The following is a 13002-nucleotide window of genomic DNA, read 5'->3' as shown; positions in this document are numbered from 1 at the left end:
TGGTTTAATTATTAGATTTATTAGTCAGTTAAGCCACGATTTAATAACGTGGCTTTAGTTTTATATGAGTTATTTCGTTATTGGTAAAAACTCACGTCCATAAAAACAATGAGTTGCATTACCACGGATCACTCGGTGATGAGCTAGGTGTCTCTGGTTATTAAATGAAGCTTGCTGTTGGGATAGATAATGAGTTAGATGCCAAGCAATAAGCTGTTTCGCTAATTTTTTATTAGCATGTTGGCTTCGCTGAGACTGGATCTTGACGCTAATGCCTGTTGCAATATGCGTCGCTCTGACAGCTGAACTCGTTTTATTAACATGTTGTCCTCCGGGGCCATTGGCACGCATGGTTTCAAATAAAATTTCGGTGTCTTGGATTTCTTGTGGTGGGTCAAAATAAGCGATACCGATAAACCAATTTTTGCGTTTATGTTTAGGTCTTAAAGTACTTGTACATTGCCATTGCACAGTGCCTGACCATTGTTGTGCGATAGCTTTAGCCTCTGCACCTTTAAGCGATACTAATACTGACTTTAAACCATAACGAGATGGCTCTTGCTCAAGAATTATCACATCAACTTGCCGCTGCTCTGTGACGGTTAGAAAATAATTCAATGTTTTTTCTACCGCTATACAGCATTCTTCGGGGCCTTGTGCTGAAGAAAATTGTAATAACATTATGCTATCTCCCCACTGGTTTTATAAGTAATAACCGGTTTTAAGCGGGCGATAACCTCAATTAAACCAAGACTCCTCATACTTTCTATAACAGTTTCAATTGATTTATACGATTGAGGCGCTTCCTCATAAATTAATTGTTTATTAGCACAAATAATACGGCTACCTAGTGCTGTGCGTGAGAGCTGTAATGGCGTAAATCGATGTGATAAACGGCCTTTACACTCAGTTCGCATCCACTTTCTACCCGCACCATGTGGTAGAGAATGGAGGCTTAATTCAGAGATAATAGGTTTAACGAGATAACTGTGATCACCACGTGAACCAGGAATAACCACAATATCGTGATGGGCGGGCGTCGCCCCTTTGCGATGTAACCATCCCTGTTGATTATATAATTCGCAAGGCTCTACCAGATTATGGTTAACATCAGTAATAACCGTTCCTTGTGTATGAATTTGTTCCATCATTCTATGGCCAATCAAGTGGCGATTGAGCTTAGCATAATTAAGAGCATGGTCATGGGCTTGTAAGTAGTCATTGGCAGCGTCTGTATTCGCGACCAGTCCTTGATGGCCAAATTGCTCTGTGTGAGCACGTAAAATAGATTGCCCTAAACCACGTGAACCGCTATGCACCAATAGCAATAATTGTTTTTTATTAATACCACTGTTTGTAAACAATGCTTGATTAATAACTTGGTCAATTTGTTGGAATTCAGCAAAGTGATTTCCACCACCAATAGAGCCTAATGAGTGAGCAAATGGATGATTTTGCATATCTGCAGGTAAATTATCTATCAACCATTCGATGGGCGCGATATCACTCATTTCGCTCAATTTTTTTTCTATTTTATCTAAATTGAGTTTGCTATGGTTAAATTCTGTTTGAAACAGTGTCATACCACAGCCAATGTCATTACCGACTAAAGCAGGGTAAAAACGGTTAACAGAAAAAAAAGCCGCTCCAATGGGATAACCACGACCGGGGTGTAAGTCTGGCATGCCAGTGACATAAGCCATTTCAGGAAGTTGAGAGGTTGTTACTAGTTGTTGGATTGCTTTACTTTCAATCCAAGTCTTATCTGAGGCGATATAACAAACGCGATCAGATAAATAATGAACACACTTGTCCATATTCCAATCCATATATTGTAAAGGATAAAAAATAACGTGATTGGCGGACAGTAAAAAGAAAGGATTACTTTTGAGATTGTCCGCAAAGAGTATTCATATTTGTTGTTGTCATGGGATACCTCCTTGCAGTTCTGTGAAATGGAAAATAATAAATCAGGCGAATAGTAATCACTTTTTTTCACTTTAGCAATTAAAAAAGTAGCGTGATTTTTCTTTCTGTTTACCAAAAAAAGTAAATTAGGGAACAGTGAGATTTTTCTTTTGGGTTAATAAATAATTTTAACTGAGCTTTTTCGGCAATAGGCTTCGTAATCATCTGTTAATTTTCTATCGGTGATCACGACATCAAATTGCGCTAAATCGCCCATATTGCCTGTGGCAGTTTCATCGAAGGCATGGTATTTGGTGAGTAAGATCTTGCGAATCGATTTATCCATCGCTTTTCTCTTCATATGAAGATCATCGATGTTGTAGCAAGAAACACCAAAATCGAGGTGGACACCCTCTGCGGAAATAAAGGCTTTTTTCGGATTTATGTTATCAAGGTAACAAGGCTGGAGGGGATTATAAAATGAGTCGCTTTTAGGGCGATATTCGCCACCACAAAGTAGTACGGTCGCATTTTTCTTTCGGCTTAATGCTAGGAAAACGCGGTGCGAATAACAAATACCAGTAAAGTGTAAACTCTCAGGAATAAGCTCAATTAATGTCGGAATAAGTTGGCCATTATCAAAAAATAGTACATCACCTTCAGACACCATGCCCGCAGCAAGATTAGGAATATGTAATTCTTGGGTTTGATCCGGAGTGATAATATCACTAGTCGATGTGATTAGGTTACTATGAGGTTGTGCCAACGCGACAATATAGCCACCAAGCAGTGACATCGGATAGGGGTTTTCAACATCTGAACTGAGATCACGACGAATGGTCATTTCAGATACTTCAAGGATCCTCGCGGCATCTTTGAGATGGATGCGGCCTGAGCGTTTTATGCATTCGCTAAGGCGACGCAAACGTTCATGCTGTTTGGTCTCTATCACCTAAGGATCCTTCTATTATCGAATAGCGTATCCCATATAACGATACGCTAGGCTATTAGTAATTTGATTCTGGTGCATCTGAATCTGTTACAATCGCAACACTGGCACTTGCACCAATACGTGTTGCCCCCGCTTTGATCATCTTTAAGGCTGTTTGGCGATCACGTACACCACCAGACGCTTTTACGCCCATTTTGTCACCGACAGTTTGACGCATTAAAGCGACATGGTGTTCTGTGGCACCCATTGTACTGTATCCAGTTGATGTTTTAACAAAATCAACACCGACTTCGCAACACATTTCACAAACTAAACGTACTTCGTCGTCAGTTAATAGGCATGTTTCTAGAATAACTTTTAGTGTTGTATTTCCGCAAGCGGCTTTTACCGCGGCAATATCTTGTTTTACAAAATCAAAACGACCACTTTTTAACATGCCAATGTTGATAACCATATCGACTTCTTGAGCACCTTGGCGAATAGCTTCTGCCGCTTCAAATGCTTTGGTTGCTGTTAAGCCTGCACCAAATGGGAAGTCGATAACACAACATACTTTAACATCACTTCCGGTTAGGCAAGTTCTTGCTAAAGGGATATAAGAAGTGTTAATACACACAGAGAAGAAACCGTGTTCAACAGCTTCAGCACATAATTGTTTGATTTGTGCTTCAGTTGTATCTGCAGCAAGTAGAGTATGATCGATATAATTAGCTAATGGACGCATAATCGTTTCCTTAAGAGAAGATTGTTATTTATCACTCATGTTAGTTTGGCAACATAATAGTGAGCTTTTAACGGGATAACAATCACAAATGATATTTAAATAACATGACATTGTTATATATCTATCTAAATGTAACTATTCTAACATTTTAACTTTTTCATTAGGGTGAGAGGGGCACTATGGATATCGCAGTGATTGGTTCAAATATGGTGGATTTGATCACCTATATAGATAGGATGCCAAAAGAGGGAGAAACCCTTGAGGCGCCAGCATTTAAGATTGGGTGCGGCGGGAAAGGGGCAAATCAAGCGGTTGCCGCTGCAAAATTAAATTCTAAGGTGATGATGTTAACCAAAGTGGGGGATGATATTTTCGCAGATAACACCATCATGAATTTAGAGTCTTATGGTATTAATACTCGTTATGTTGAAAAAGTGCCCGGAACCACCAGTGGTGTTGCACCTATTTTTGTCACCTCTCAATCATCCAATAGTATTTTGATCGTAAAAGGCGCGAATCAGCATCTATCGGCTGAAGATATCGATAGAGCCGCGGTAAGTTTAAAAAAATGTCGTATGATTGTGCTGCAATTAGAAATCCCGCTTGAAACGGTCTATCACGCGATTGAGTTCGGTAATAAACATCATATTCCAGTATTGTTTAACCCTGCACCAGCATCGAAAGCTTTAGATCTCACTATCGCCGCACAATGTGATTTTTTTGTCCCTAATGAGACAGAGCTGGAAATTTTAACGGGTATGTCAATTAATACGTTGGATGAAATTCGAGAAGCAGCCTACTTTTTACTCGAAAAAGGGTTTAAAAATATCATTGTTACATTAGGTGAAAAAGGGGCGTTATGGGTGAATGGGGAAATTGAGAAATATATCCCCGCCATTGAAGTTAATGCCGTTGATACCAGCGGTGCTGGAGATGCTTTTATTGGCTGTTTTTCTCATTACTATGTGCATACCGGCAATATTGAAGAAGCGTTAAATAAAGCGGTTATGTTTTCGGGTTTAAGTGTCACAGGAAAAGGCACTCAATCTTCTTATCCTAGTATTGAAGAATTTAGCGAATTTTTAAGCTCAGCAAAATAGCCATCAATGAGCCATACCTCTCACAGCTCTCCTGTTTAAAATCAGGAGAGCTTTATTATCAATAAGTTATCTTTTTTACATCGCGTTAAGTTTGTTTTTAGTTGAATGTTTTTACGGTATTGTGATTTTGTTCACAAAATAGTCATTAATAACATTGAATTAAAATTTCATTAGATGTAATTTTAATTGAAATACTATTTCATTAAGGTTATTACAATGAAAGATGATGCATTGAGTTTATGTCTTCAAAATGAAAGTAACCAAGAGACCACACAATTTTCTGAGCTAAGTACCTTAGCGTTAGTTTCGTTAATTAATAGTGCCGATATCACCGTGGCCTATGCCGTAAAGAAAGAATTACCCGCAATCGCGAAAGCCGTAGACAAAATTTGTGAACGTCTACGTCAAGGGGGACGCATTTTTTATGTCGGCGCAGGAACAAGTGGCCGATTAGCGGTATTAGATAGCGCGGAATGTCCGCCTACTTTTGGCGTTTCTCCCTCACTGGTACAAGCCATTATTGCAGGTGGGCATGATGCTATGCTTCAAGCCGTTGAGAATATTGAAGATAATCAACAAGCTGCTATCGAAGAGTTGCAACGCCGTGAGGTAAATTCTAACGATGTCGTTATTGGTATCGCAGCCAGTGGTCGCACGCCATTTACAGTGGCTGCATTACAGTATGCAAAGCAGATCAATGCATTAACGCTCTCAATTACTACCCGCGGTAAAGGTATGATGAGTGAAATAGCCGATTTATCCATCGCGCCAGATGTCGGCGCCGAAGTGTTAACAGGCTCGACAAGAATGAAAAGTGGCACGGCTCAAAAAATGATCTTAGGTATGCTAAGTACCAGTGTGATGACTCGTTTAGGTAAGGTGCATAAAAACCTGATGGTCGATGTGGTGGCCAGTAATGAAAAATTACAGCGACGTGCTGAAGGTATTGTGAGTGAAGTGTGTGGGATCACAACACAAAAAGCGGCGGAGTTATTAAAAATGGTCAATTATCATCCGCGAAAAGCCATTTTAATGTATGAGCTTCATCTGAGTGTAGAGAAGGTTGAGCAAATGACACAACGCTATCCTTACCACTCTTTACAACAACAGTTAGCCCTATTTAATGAATAACAATATCAGTCAATCCTCTGAACTCTAGCAGGCACAATTATGGCTAATAAAATAGAACATCTCGACACCTTAGCATCAGAAATAGAAAAACAGGCTGGTGGGTTTAGCAATATCGCAACCTTAACACATTGCATGACCCGTATTCGTTTGATCTTAAAAGATAGTTCGCTATTTAATACCGAAGCATTAAAACAAGTCGACGGTGTCAAAGGCGTGGTATTTAATGGCGAGCAACATCAAGTCATAGTAGGAATGGGAACGGCCGCCAAAGTTTATTCAATCATGAATAAACGTATGCAAAAAAACACAGATAATAGCGAAGAAACCCCTGCGTCAACACCAGTGAAAAAAGGGTTTTCTATTCGTCGTATGCTAAATACATTGGCGGCTATTTTTGTTCCTACTATCCCAGCATTAATTGGCTGTGGTTTAATTATGGGGCTAATTAATATTATCCGTTTAGTGGCTCCCGGCTTAGTTGATCAGTTTCCTGAACTCTTTAAGCTATTTAAACTGATCGGAAGCACCGTATTTGCTTATCTCTCTATTATGATAGGTATAAATACGGCTAAAGAGTTAGGGGCTTCAACCTCCATAGGTGCTGTTATGGCGGGATTATTAGCCATGCCGGGACTGGCTGATATCACATTATTTGGTGAGAAATTACAGCCTAATAGTGGTGGGATCTTCGCGGTCTTAATGGTGGTGGTATTTTCTTCAAAATTAGAACTATGGTTTCGCAGTATTGTAAAAGAGAGTCTTGATCTTATTTTAACCCCCTTTGTCACTATTTTAGTTTCTGCGTTAGTGGCAATTATGGTATTCCAACCTATTGGTCATTATCTGAATCAACTATTAGCGCAAGGCGTCTCCTTATCACTATTAAATCATGGTGGCGGTGCGGTTGTGACAGGCGCAGCGTTAGGGGGTAGTTTCTTATTCTTATTACTAACCGGTCTACACCAAGGTTTAATACCGATCCACACTGAAATTTTAAATACCTTTGGGTTAAATTACCTATTCCCTATTTTAGCAATGGGCGGAATGGGGCAAGTAGGCTCTTGTTTCTGGGTTTATTTACGTACTAAAAACCAACGCTTAAAGAAAACATTAATGGGTGCATTGCCTGTCGGAATTTTCGGCGTGGGTGAGCCTTTATTATTTGGTGTCTCTTTACCTTTAGGTAAGCCCTTTATTGCTGGTTGTATTGGCGGGGCTGCGGGTGGTGCATTAATGGCTTATTTTCAGGTTGGGATCATTATTCCATTTGGTACTGCTGGGTTATCATTAATTCCACTGGTGGGGGATGGGCAGATCATCAAATTCCTTATCGCAGTATTGGGGGCTTGGGTTGTCGGTTTTATTGCCAGTATATTAATCGGATTTACTGATCCAGAAAAATAAGTCAGAAGAAGAAAAGAAAAAGGATAATAGAATGTCAACACTGACTAAGAAACTTGAAAATTTGCGCTTACAAGGCAAAGGGACAGAGCAACGTCTCGCCCACTATTTATTAGAAAATAGCGATAATATTGCCAGTATGAATGCCGCAGAATTGGCACAAAAAGCCGGTGTCAGTAGTGCTTCTGTTATCCGTTTTTCCCGCCAAATGGGGTATGGCGGTTATCCTGAATTTAAAATTGATTATCTCTCAGAGGAAAAACAACAAAAAAGCAGTAGTGATATTCTTTATGCCAATTTAGCCAAAACAGACTCGACAGAGCAGATTATTGCTAAAACAGGACATCTATTTACTACCGCCATTCAGGATTCGATAGCGTTACTGGATGCAGCGACGATAGATCTACTCGCTGAGAAAATGATCAGCGCTAAACGGATCGTTTTATTTGGTGTGGGCGCATCTGCGATCGTTGCGAGCGATATCTTCCATAAACTGATCCGAGTGAATAAAAACACCTTATTTAGTGCAGATCTCCATGCGCAACTTGCTTATTCAGCGAATTTATCCGCGGATGATTTGGCGATTGCTGTTACTGCAAGAGGCAATACTGCGGATATTAATCGAATGCTGAAAGCGGCAAAACAAGAAGGCTGTATCACAGTGGCTTTAACACGTTTTGGGCAAGATGAAGCTACGCGCTTAGCGAATTACACATTACCTTATTTTTATGATGAGCAACATTCACAATTGGGGGTGATCACACCGCAAGTATTGCAAATGGTCGCTTTTGATGTGCTGTTTTTTAAATATATGACACTGGCAAAAGGCTCAGCGGAAAAAGCGCTATTAAAAGGGCGACAAGCTGTAATGCAAGGAAATCAATAATGTTATTTATCACCATATTAGCTGTTGGTGCGGCGATTGGCTTAATTATTAGCACAACGGGGGTAGGTGGTGGTGTTATTGTTTTACCTATATTAACGTATTTCTTTGGTATGAATGCATTAATGGCGGTGGCAACCGCAAATTTACTTTCAATGTTGATGAAAGTGACATCCTCATATATGCATTTCCGTTTGGGGAATATTCCCTTTAAACGAGCCATGATAGTCCTTGCCATTATGTTGCCAAGTACTTTTTTAGCGAGTTTACTCGTCAATTATTTAGGTTCATTAGCGCAATATCAGCAGCAAGTTGAGTGGGGGATTAATGCGCTGGTGGTGGCTGCCATTATTTTTTCTCTCTTTTTGTTTATTCAAAGAATGTTTTTCTCTTCACCTGTGATAGCTAAACAGATAACCCCATTAGCGCCTCTAAATATTAAGGCACTGTTATTGCCGGCGATTGCAGCAGGTGTTGTTTTAGGTGCCACAGGGGTCGGTGGTGGTGTGGTGGTGTTACCTTTATTATTGCGTTACGCCAATCTATCGATAAAACAAGCGATAGGTACTTCGATTTTTACGACCACCCTATTATCAGGCTCTTCTGCATTAGCTTATATGCAAGATGGTCATACCGATATTCATTTAGCATTGCTGCTGTTTCTTGGCTCTTTGATCTCTATTCCTCTATCAAAATGGCTATTAATTAAAATGCCGGATAGGGTATTTCAGTATGCAACGTTGTTTTTAATTTTATGCAGCGCTTTTATGATGTTGGCGAGATTGTTTTAACTGATAGCCATACTATGGCATTGCGTCGATTCTTTATTCTTGGTTGGTGTTTTTTTCTGGTTTTTTATGCTGTTACAACACGGAGTTACTACTTGGATTAACAAGTGATCTAGCTCTCGTTTTGAGCGGTGATAAAAAATAAACTGAAAAAAAAGGTTGTTAATTTATAGAAGTTATGTTTTTTTAGATACAGATAACAGACAAACACATCATTACATTAATTGATAGGTAACCCATGATCATCACTACTCTACTACAAACTCTACGACTAACAGCGCACATCGCGGCTGTGGTTGTTGTGCGTGTGGTGGTGGTCGTCGGCAAAGCGCCGTAACGGGTCCGAATCAACACAGTTTCGCAACCCCGCCGGCGTATTAACCGGGCGGGGTTTTTCATATCTACCGCCCATAAAGTCCGGCTTAGTAAAAAGGACACAGAACAATGGGTGCTCAACAAGATAATGCCACAGGAAAAACCTTCACTGGTGCGCAATTAATTGTTTATTTACTGGAACGGCAAGGTATCACTACGGTTGCGGGGATCCCCGGCGGAGCCGCTCTTCCTTTGTATGATGCATTAAGCCAAAGTCAGTCTATTCGCCATATTTTGGCACGTCATGAACAAGGGGCGGGTTTTATTGCCCAAGGTATGGCTAGAGCAAATGGTCAGCCTGCGGTGTGTATTGCCTCAAGTGGACCGGGGGCGACAAACTTAGTTACAGCCATTGCTGATGCAAAATTAGACTCAATTCCTTTGGTTTGCATTACGGGGCAAGTCTCTTCAGCCATGATTGGGACTGATGCGTTTCAAGAAGTTGATACCTATGGGATGTCTATTCCTATTACCAAACACAACTATTTAGTCCGCGATATCGCACAGTTGCCGGAAATTATCTGTGATGCGTTTCGTTTGGCAATGTCAGGTCGCCCTGGACCTGTATGGGTTGATGTACCTAAAGATATTCAACAAGCGACTATCACCTTAGATCAATTGCCACCGATACCACAAAAAGATGCAGCTCCAGCCTTTAATACCGATTTGGTGATCCAAGCCGCGCAAATGATTAACCAAGCGAAAAATCCTGTGCTTTATTTAGGGGGCGGTATTATTAGCTCTGAAGCGTGTAAAGAAGCGATTGAGTTGGCGGAGAAAAATAGCCTACCCACCACGATGACGTTAATGGGATTAGGTTTAATGCCACCAACACACCCGCTATATTTAGGGATGTTAGGTATGCATGCGGCACGGAGTACCAACTTTATTTTAGAAGAAGCCGATCTGCTGATCGTATTGGGGGCGCGATTTGATGATAGGGCAATTGGTAAAGCAGAAAAATTTTGCCCCAATGCGAAGATCATCCATGTTGATATTGATAGGGCAGAGATAAGCAAGATCAAACGTCCTGATATTGCCATTCATGCAGATGCTAAAGCGGTACTGTCGCTGTTATTACCTTTAATTAATATCAATCAGCGCAACGAATGGATAGATAGAGTCAATACCTTAAAACAAGAATATCCCTTAGAAATGAAAAACTCACACAATATTCTTAGCGGTTACGGCATCGTACTTGCCGCGGCAAATTGTGTTGATGATGAAGCGATTATCACCACCGATGTAGGGCAGCATCAGATGTGGGTTGCTCAAGCTTATCCACTGAATCGACCGCGCCAATGGTTAACATCAGGAGGCTTGGGGACGATGGGATTTGGGTTGCCGGCAGCGATAGGGGCCGCATTGGCAGAGCCAAATAAAAAGATCCTCTGTTTTTCAGGGGATGGTAGCATCATGATGAATATTCAGGAGTTAGCAACAGCCGCTGAGCATCAGTTAGATGTAAAGATTATTTTGATAAATAATCAAGCATTAGGGTTAGTACACCAACAACAAACACTCTTTTTTGATGAGCGTATTTATGCCGCAGCCTACCCTTATCAAACGGATTTTATTCGTATTGCTCAAGGATTTGGGTTGGATACATGTGATTTAAATCAAGAAGCAGATCCTCAGGCGGCGCTACAAGCGGCAATTGCTAAACCTGGGCCTTGTTTAATTCATGCCATGATTGATATTAACGAAAAAGTATTTCCAATGGTTCCGCCGGGGGCGGCAAATATCGAGATGATAGGAGCTTAATTTATGTCACTACAATCACAACCTATCGCACTAGAACTTATTGTTCGTAACCATCCCGGTGTGATGACCCATATTTGTGGGCTATTTGCGCGTCGTGCATTTAACGTCGATGGTATTTTATGTTTACCAATGAAAAACAGCGATAAAAGTCGTATTTGGTTATTAGTACAAAAAGATGAGCGTTTAATGCAGATGGTGAGTCAAGTGGAAAAACTTGAGGACGTAAAAGAAGTGCGTTTTAGTGATGATCTGCGCGTTTTTGAACAGATGGAAAGTTATTTAAATTAATTGCACTGTTTGTTCTGGCTCTTTTTAGGTACGAGAGAGCCAGAACCTAAATATCTAATGATGATTATCTTCCAGATGTTGTTTATCCTCGCTTTCCATCTGTAAGGTAATATGATTGATATGAAATTGTTCACGTAGTTGCTTATCAATAGCAAGGCGTAATGCTTCACTATCTACATTGGGTTGATAGACAATATGACCACTGAGGACCAACTTGCTTTGCGTCAGTGCCCATAAATGCAAATCATGGGAGCTAGCCACCCCTGCGGTATTATTAATGGTGTCTGTTACCTCAGTTAAATTAATGCCTTTAGGCACGCCTTCTAATAAAATATTCAGGCACTCTTTTAATAAGATCCATGTGCGCGGAAAGACCATAAAGCCGATTAATACCGCAATAATAGAATCAACTAATTGCCAACCGGTTAGCCAAATAATTACCGCCCCAATAATGACGCCCACTGAGCCTAACATATCCGCCCACACTTCAAGATAAGCCCCTTTAACGTTTAAGCTTTCATCTTTTGCACTGGTGAGCATTTTCATTGAGATAAAATTAATGATAAGTCCTGCTATTGCCACAACAAGCATACCCATAGACTGAATGTCAGGAGGGGAAGAGAGTCGTTGATAAGCCTCATAAAGAATATAAAAAGCCACCGCCATTAAGATCAGTGCATTCATCGCAGCAGCCAATATTTCAAAACGAGCATAGCCATAAGTTCTGAATAGATCTGCTGCTTTTCTACCTGCGTGGATCGCGATAAGAGCAAGTAAGAGTGCAAATGCATCTGTCATCATATGCATTGCATCAGAAATCAAGGCTAAACTTTCTGTTAAGTAGCCACCAATAAACTCAATCACCATAAAAGAGCCTGTTAATGCAAAAGCAATTAACAGACGTGATTCAGGTAGCGCTTTGACATCACCGTGCTCGTGGCCTGCACCCATGCTATTTATCCCCGCCATTATTAATAATACTTAGAATAATAGTTTAAATGGCGGTGAAATATAATGGGTATTTGTCTTAAGGGCGATGATGATAGTGTTGTTGATTGGGGCTAGACATGATAACTGATGCACGCATATGGCCTTCCACACAAATATAAGAGTGTGGCGCATTACCATGAAAGGCGTAAAAATCGCCGGTTTCTAATAATACGGTTTCATCGTTAGCAAAACGCATCATCAGTTTGCCAGAATAGACCATAATATGCTCTTGGGTGCCGTCGGCATGGGCTGGGCTATTAATAATTGCCCCGTGCTTCATCTCAATATGCCAAATTTCAGTAATATTGCCGATGCCAATACGGAATTTAAATTCTTGTGCATAGTCGCCAACGATAGGCTTATGTCGCTCTAAGCGAGGATATTCTTCGCGGGTAAAACTAAATAAATCACCTAATGGAAATCCAAGGGCTATCGCGATAGCTTCTAAGGTATCGATGCGAGGATTAGAATCGCCAGACTCTAATTTGGACAATGCCGCTTTAGATATGCCTGATTTTCTTGATAACTCATTAAGTGACAAGTTTCGAGATTGTCTTAACTGCTTAACCTTATTACCAAGGTATTCGTTTGTCTTTTTCGGTGATTGTGGGTTCATTGCCAATTCAAAATATTGTCAGTTTAAAAGTATAATTTCCTGTAGATGATAACATCAATTCTTCACAGACGGGAAAAGCACA

The 13002-nt window shown here is 40.5% G+C and carries 14 protein-coding genes; 8 read left to right on the top strand and 6 right to left on the bottom strand.

Annotated features, from left to right (window positions below; genetic code table 11):
• Positions 1-69 precede the first annotated feature (69 nt).
• The 4 genes from prfH to deoC form a co-directional block, all read right to left on the bottom strand.
• Entirely contained in the window at positions 70-681 is a 612-nt protein-coding gene (prfH, locus tag AACQ49_RS12315) for a peptide chain release factor H (RefSeq protein WP_004252939.1), read from the bottom strand.
• The gene (locus AACQ49_RS12310; protein WP_237612823.1) at positions 681-1817 is read right to left on the bottom strand and encodes an RNA ligase RtcB family protein; all 1137 of its coding nucleotides are present in this window, start codon (positions 1815-1817) and stop codon (positions 681-683) included. Before AACQ49_RS12310 ends, prfH begins: the two co-directional genes overlap by 1 nt.
• Positions 1818-2083: 266 nt before the next feature.
• Positions 2084-2860, bottom strand: a complete 777-nt coding sequence (locus tag AACQ49_RS12305) for a DeoR family transcriptional regulator (RefSeq protein ID WP_004246149.1) — start codon at positions 2858-2860, stop codon at positions 2084-2086.
• Between the two features lie 55 nt (positions 2861-2915).
• Positions 2916-3584, bottom strand: coding sequence for a deoxyribose-phosphate aldolase (gene deoC, locus AACQ49_RS12300; RefSeq protein ID WP_004246148.1), 669 nt, complete (start codon positions 3582-3584; stop codon positions 2916-2918).
• A gap of 179 nt (positions 3585-3763) precedes the next feature.
• On the opposite strand from deoC, the gene rbsK reads away from it, so the two are divergent.
• From rbsK to ilvN, 8 genes are all read left to right on the top strand, one after another.
• The gene (rbsK, locus tag AACQ49_RS12295; protein WP_049196880.1) at positions 3764-4684 is read left to right on the top strand and encodes a ribokinase; all 921 of its coding nucleotides are present in this window, start codon (positions 3764-3766) and stop codon (positions 4682-4684) included.
• Between the two features lie 216 nt (positions 4685-4900).
• Positions 4901-5815 carry an N-acetylmuramic acid 6-phosphate etherase gene (gene murQ, locus AACQ49_RS12290; protein WP_004249544.1) on the top strand — a complete coding sequence of 305 codons (915 nt, stop codon included), beginning with the start codon at positions 4901-4903 and terminating at the stop codon, positions 5813-5815.
• 39 nt (positions 5816-5854) lie between these two features.
• Positions 5855-7219, top strand: a complete 1365-nt coding sequence (locus AACQ49_RS12285; protein WP_046335042.1) for a PTS transporter subunit EIIC — start codon at positions 5855-5857, stop codon at positions 7217-7219.
• A gap of 31 nt (positions 7220-7250) precedes the next feature.
• The gene (locus tag AACQ49_RS12280) at positions 7251-8102 is read left to right on the top strand and encodes a MurR/RpiR family transcriptional regulator (protein ID WP_004246144.1); all 852 of its coding nucleotides are present in this window, start codon (positions 7251-7253) and stop codon (positions 8100-8102) included.
• Positions 8102-8890, top strand: a complete 789-nt coding sequence (locus tag AACQ49_RS12275) for a sulfite exporter TauE/SafE family protein (RefSeq protein WP_004249542.1) — start codon at positions 8102-8104, stop codon at positions 8888-8890. The genes AACQ49_RS12280 and AACQ49_RS12275 overlap by 1 nt, the downstream gene beginning before the upstream one ends.
• 235 nt (positions 8891-9125) lie before the next feature.
• Positions 9126-9224: an ilvB operon leader peptide IvbL gene (ivbL, locus tag AACQ49_RS12270; RefSeq protein WP_004249539.1), complete on the top strand. Its 99-nt coding sequence runs from the start codon at positions 9126-9128 to the stop codon at positions 9222-9224.
• A 107-nt stretch (positions 9225-9331) separates the two neighbouring features.
• The gene (gene ilvB / locus AACQ49_RS12265) at positions 9332-11026 is read left to right on the top strand and encodes an acetolactate synthase large subunit (protein WP_036970461.1); all 1695 of its coding nucleotides are present in this window, start codon (positions 9332-9334) and stop codon (positions 11024-11026) included.
• A 3-nt stretch (positions 11027-11029) separates the two neighbouring features.
• Entirely contained in the window at positions 11030-11314 is a 285-nt protein-coding gene (gene ilvN, locus AACQ49_RS12260; protein ID WP_004246140.1) for an acetolactate synthase small subunit, read from the top strand.
• Between the two features lie 54 nt (positions 11315-11368).
• Here the strand turns inward: ilvN and AACQ49_RS12255 are convergent, their stop codons facing one another.
• Together AACQ49_RS12255 and AACQ49_RS12250 are read right to left on the bottom strand one after the other, a co-directional pair.
• Positions 11369-12265: a cation diffusion facilitator family transporter gene (locus tag AACQ49_RS12255; RefSeq protein WP_161779060.1), complete on the bottom strand. Its 897-nt coding sequence runs from the start codon at positions 12263-12265 to the stop codon at positions 11369-11371.
• A gap of 76 nt (positions 12266-12341) precedes the next feature.
• A complete protein-coding gene (locus tag AACQ49_RS12250; protein WP_004246138.1) occupies positions 12342-12920 on the bottom strand; it encodes a helix-turn-helix domain-containing protein in 579 nt (192 codons plus the stop codon).
• Positions 12921-13002: the final 82 nt, after the last annotated feature.

It is taken from the genome of Proteus sp. G2675 (assembly GCF_963886535.1).
Classification (GTDB): Bacteria; Pseudomonadota; Gammaproteobacteria; order Enterobacterales; family Enterobacteriaceae; genus Proteus; species Proteus mirabilis.
Note: the sequence above shows the minus strand (reverse complement) of the source record. Positions and strands in the feature narration are given on the sequence as shown.

Bases quoted from the DNA above. Each gene is read 5' to 3' on its own strand.
- prfH (WP_004252939.1), bottom strand. From the start codon at position 681: ATGTTATTACAATTTTCTTCAGCACAAGGCCCCGAAGAATGCTGTATA.
- AACQ49_RS12310 (WP_237612823.1), bottom strand. From the start codon at position 1,817: ATGGACAAGTGTGTTCATTATTTATCTGATCGCGTTTGTTATATCGCC.
- deoC (WP_004246148.1), bottom strand. From the start codon at position 3,584: ATGCGTCCATTAGCTAATTATATCGATCATACTCTACTTGCTGCAGAT.
- rbsK (WP_049196880.1), top strand. From the start codon at position 3,764: ATGGATATCGCAGTGATTGGTTCAAATATGGTGGATTTGATCACCTAT.
- murQ (WP_004249544.1), top strand. From the start codon at position 4,901: ATGAAAGATGATGCATTGAGTTTATGTCTTCAAAATGAAAGTAACCAA.
- AACQ49_RS12285 (WP_046335042.1), top strand. From the start codon at position 5,855: ATGGCTAATAAAATAGAACATCTCGACACCTTAGCATCAGAAATAGAA.
- AACQ49_RS12280 (WP_004246144.1), top strand. From the start codon at position 7,251: ATGTCAACACTGACTAAGAAACTTGAAAATTTGCGCTTACAAGGCAAA.
- AACQ49_RS12275 (WP_004249542.1), top strand. From the start codon at position 8,102: ATGTTATTTATCACCATATTAGCTGTTGGTGCGGCGATTGGCTTAATT.
- ivbL (WP_004249539.1), top strand. From the start codon at position 9,126: ATGATCATCACTACTCTACTACAAACTCTACGACTAACAGCGCACATC.
- ilvB (WP_036970461.1), top strand. From the start codon at position 9,332: ATGGGTGCTCAACAAGATAATGCCACAGGAAAAACCTTCACTGGTGCG.
- ilvN (WP_004246140.1), top strand. From the start codon at position 11,030: ATGTCACTACAATCACAACCTATCGCACTAGAACTTATTGTTCGTAAC.
- AACQ49_RS12255 (WP_161779060.1), bottom strand. From the start codon at position 12,265: ATGGGTGCAGGCCACGAGCACGGTGATGTCAAAGCGCTACCTGAATCA.
- AACQ49_RS12250 (WP_004246138.1), bottom strand. From the start codon at position 12,920: ATGAACCCACAATCACCGAAAAAGACAAACGAATACCTTGGTAATAAG.